Origin of the sequence: Geobacillus sp. DSP4a, assembly GCF_013096875.1 — a bacterium.
Lineage (GTDB): Bacteria > Bacillota > Bacilli > Bacillales > Anoxybacillaceae > Geobacillus > Geobacillus thermophilus.
In genome coordinates, this window is the sequence record NZ_SDLD01000098.1 from 1 (window position 1) to 2,476 (window position 2,476).

The following is a 2,476-nucleotide window of genomic DNA, read 5'->3' on the forward strand; positions in this document are numbered from 1 at the left end:
GCTTACGGCACGCGCTTTCTGCCGTTCAGTCGCTCCCTTCTCACTCGGTTGAAAGGTAAATTCATTGAGCCAGCAAGCCTATGTATTTTTTCTTGCAATTCTCTGCACTTTTTGCTTGCAAAAAACACGTAGCAATCCTCGAACGAATTTCTTGATATTCAGGGTACATTTCAGTCGCTTTTTGTTGAATTAGCTGTTGGAACTCACTTGGGCTATAGGAAAAACTAGAATGATGTGCTATTGTTTCGTAAGCATTTTTCTCTAATTCCCATAACTTTATCACGTCTTCTCTAAATTCTCTCATAAACTGCAAATCTGATTTTGCCTTAAAAAAAGACATTCCGACATACCCCTTATGTAAAATGATTATTCGTGTTTTTCTTATAGATTATAATTTCTTTTTCGATAAAATCATGGTATACAGACTAAATTATACCAAATTAATGTACTTTTTGTCTATAAATATTCGTTAAATTTGTATATAACGCAAATCTTTATAACCCGATATAATCTCCCTGCTTTTTTTGTAGAGTGACAGAATTCCATCATAAACATTATGATAAATGTGTAGTCTACAATATTACCTTTAATTGTATCGAGAGCGTAAAAGACTTTTCTAAAAGCAACAATCTTAGAAAAGAATCTATAAAAAAGGAACCGATAAAGGCTCCTTTTAACTTAATTTCTATTGTTGAAGTTAAGCTAACAGCTTAACATAACGCGTTCCCTTGAGTGGTCTCTTCAAAAGGTTTATAAAAACACCTTTTTTCTATTGGTCCATTTTTGTTTCCTGCATATAATGAATCGGTTCATACAGTTGTCTTATACATAGTAAACCAACAATTATAAATGTTAATAAACCAAGTAAAATAACGGTCCAATGAAACCCTATCCAATCAAGCAATACTCCTGTACACAATACAGAAACCTGTTGAACAAAACTTTCCAGCATCCTTCTCAAAGAGAAAAACCTTCCTAGATATTCGTCTGGAATTAATTCCTGGCATACCGTGTTGGATAAGGGCATGAAAATACCAACAACATAACCGAATAGAGCAAAAGAAACAACAGGAAGCCATCTCCATTCTGCTAAGAATAAAGACATTTGAGCAACACCAATGAGGAGGCACGATATCAATAATAATGGGACGGAATTTTTACCTTTCTTGAGCCGACTCGCAGTTAAACCAGCAATAAAAATGGATAAACCTTCTGCTCCGTACAACAATCCTTTAATCAAAGATGAATCTTGCAATTGACTTATATTGATCACCATCAGATTAAATCCGCCAATAAAAATAAATGGGAAAACCGTTAAGATAAGAATCATCTTAATTACTGGAAGACGATTAATTACCGACAATATTTCATGAAATGATCGATGACCTTTTATATTGCGACCTGTTTGTTCTGATGAATGACGACTGGTTATGGAAGGTTCCTCTATACGTAAAAATAATGTAGACATTAGTAAGAGGAAATAGGCAATAATCGCGATTATAAACAAAGTAGTCACAGAAACATATACAAGCAAAACACCGGCTAGAACAGCCCCAAATATTCTTGCTAATGTGACAAGGTTAAAGTTTAGTGCATTTGCCTTTACTAAGTGTTCTGGTTGTGTAACTTTTGGAATGGAAGATTGAACAGCGGGAAAATAAAAGGCTGCCGCTCCTCCAATAAATATACTGTACATAAAAACCCACATAAAATTTTCTTGCCAAATTGCAATAAACATTGCACATACCGCGATAATCCGCATAATAGATACCCAAAATATAACAGTTTTTTTGGATGTTTGGTCGACCACTTTTCCGGCAAAAGGGCCAATAACTATGCTGAACAAAATTCCGGAAACCAAAATTACCGATTGAAGAAAAAACGAATGAACATGTTGTTGTAAAAACTCCAGCGTTCCGATAACGCCAAACCAGATACCAAGTTCAGCAATAAATAACCCTCCAAGAAGAATAAGTAAATTTTGATTTTTCCACACAAGGAATCCTCTCCTAACAATTATAGTTTTATTGGATAAATGTCTGTTAAGAAAATATTAATGCAAGAAAAAGGGAACGCATTTATTTTCCTAACTATAATTTTTCGTAACTATTCAGCCACATCATAAAGTGAGCTGAATATTTTCTTCTTTCCTTGTCTATGATGTGAATATTGATAGACAAGGAGGTGAATCGCATGTTGACGGTACAACAAGCTGTATTTACAGTTGAAAGCTTAATCGGCAAAGTTCAACAACAAAAACAGCTCATTCATCAACTCATTCAAGAAAATGAACATTTGCGTCACGAAAACAAACAACTACGCAAAGAAAATGAACAACTGAAGTACCGTGTTCAAGAGCTGGAAGCACGCACGAAAAAAAACAGCTCCAATAGCCATTTGCCCCCATCTTCTGACCGTTTTGAGAAAAAGCGTTCCTCCCGCGAGCCGTCTGGCAAAAAGCCTGGTGGGCAAGAGG

The 2,476-nt window shown here is 35.3% G+C and carries 3 protein-coding genes; 1 reads left to right on the top strand and 2 read right to left on the bottom strand.

Annotated features, from left to right (window positions below):
- Nucleotides 1–61 precede the first annotated feature (61 nt).
- Both ETC02_RS16390 and ETC02_RS16395 read right to left on the bottom strand, forming a co-directional pair.
- A complete protein-coding gene (locus ETC02_RS16390; protein WP_050368113.1) occupies nucleotides 62–340 on the bottom strand; it encodes a hypothetical protein in 279 nt (92 codons plus the stop codon).
- Between the two features lie 429 nt (nucleotides 341–769).
- Nucleotides 770–1,996 (bottom strand): MFS transporter, encoded by a 1,227-nt coding sequence (locus ETC02_RS16395; RefSeq protein WP_050368114.1) that lies wholly within the window; start codon nucleotides 1,994–1,996, stop codon nucleotides 770–772.
- Between the two features lie 197 nt (nucleotides 1,997–2,193).
- On the opposite strand from ETC02_RS16395, the gene ETC02_RS16400 reads away from it, so the two are divergent.
- Nucleotides 2,194–2,476: DUF6444 domain-containing protein (locus ETC02_RS16400; RefSeq protein WP_253264180.1), on the top strand; the 283-nt coding region annotated here is incomplete at its 3' end.

What these genes read in the sequence shown, in the direction of transcription:
- ETC02_RS16390 (WP_050368113.1), bottom strand. Translation starts at nt 340, where the DNA reads ATGTCTTTTTTTAAGGCAAAATCAGATTTGCAGTTTATGAGAGAATTT.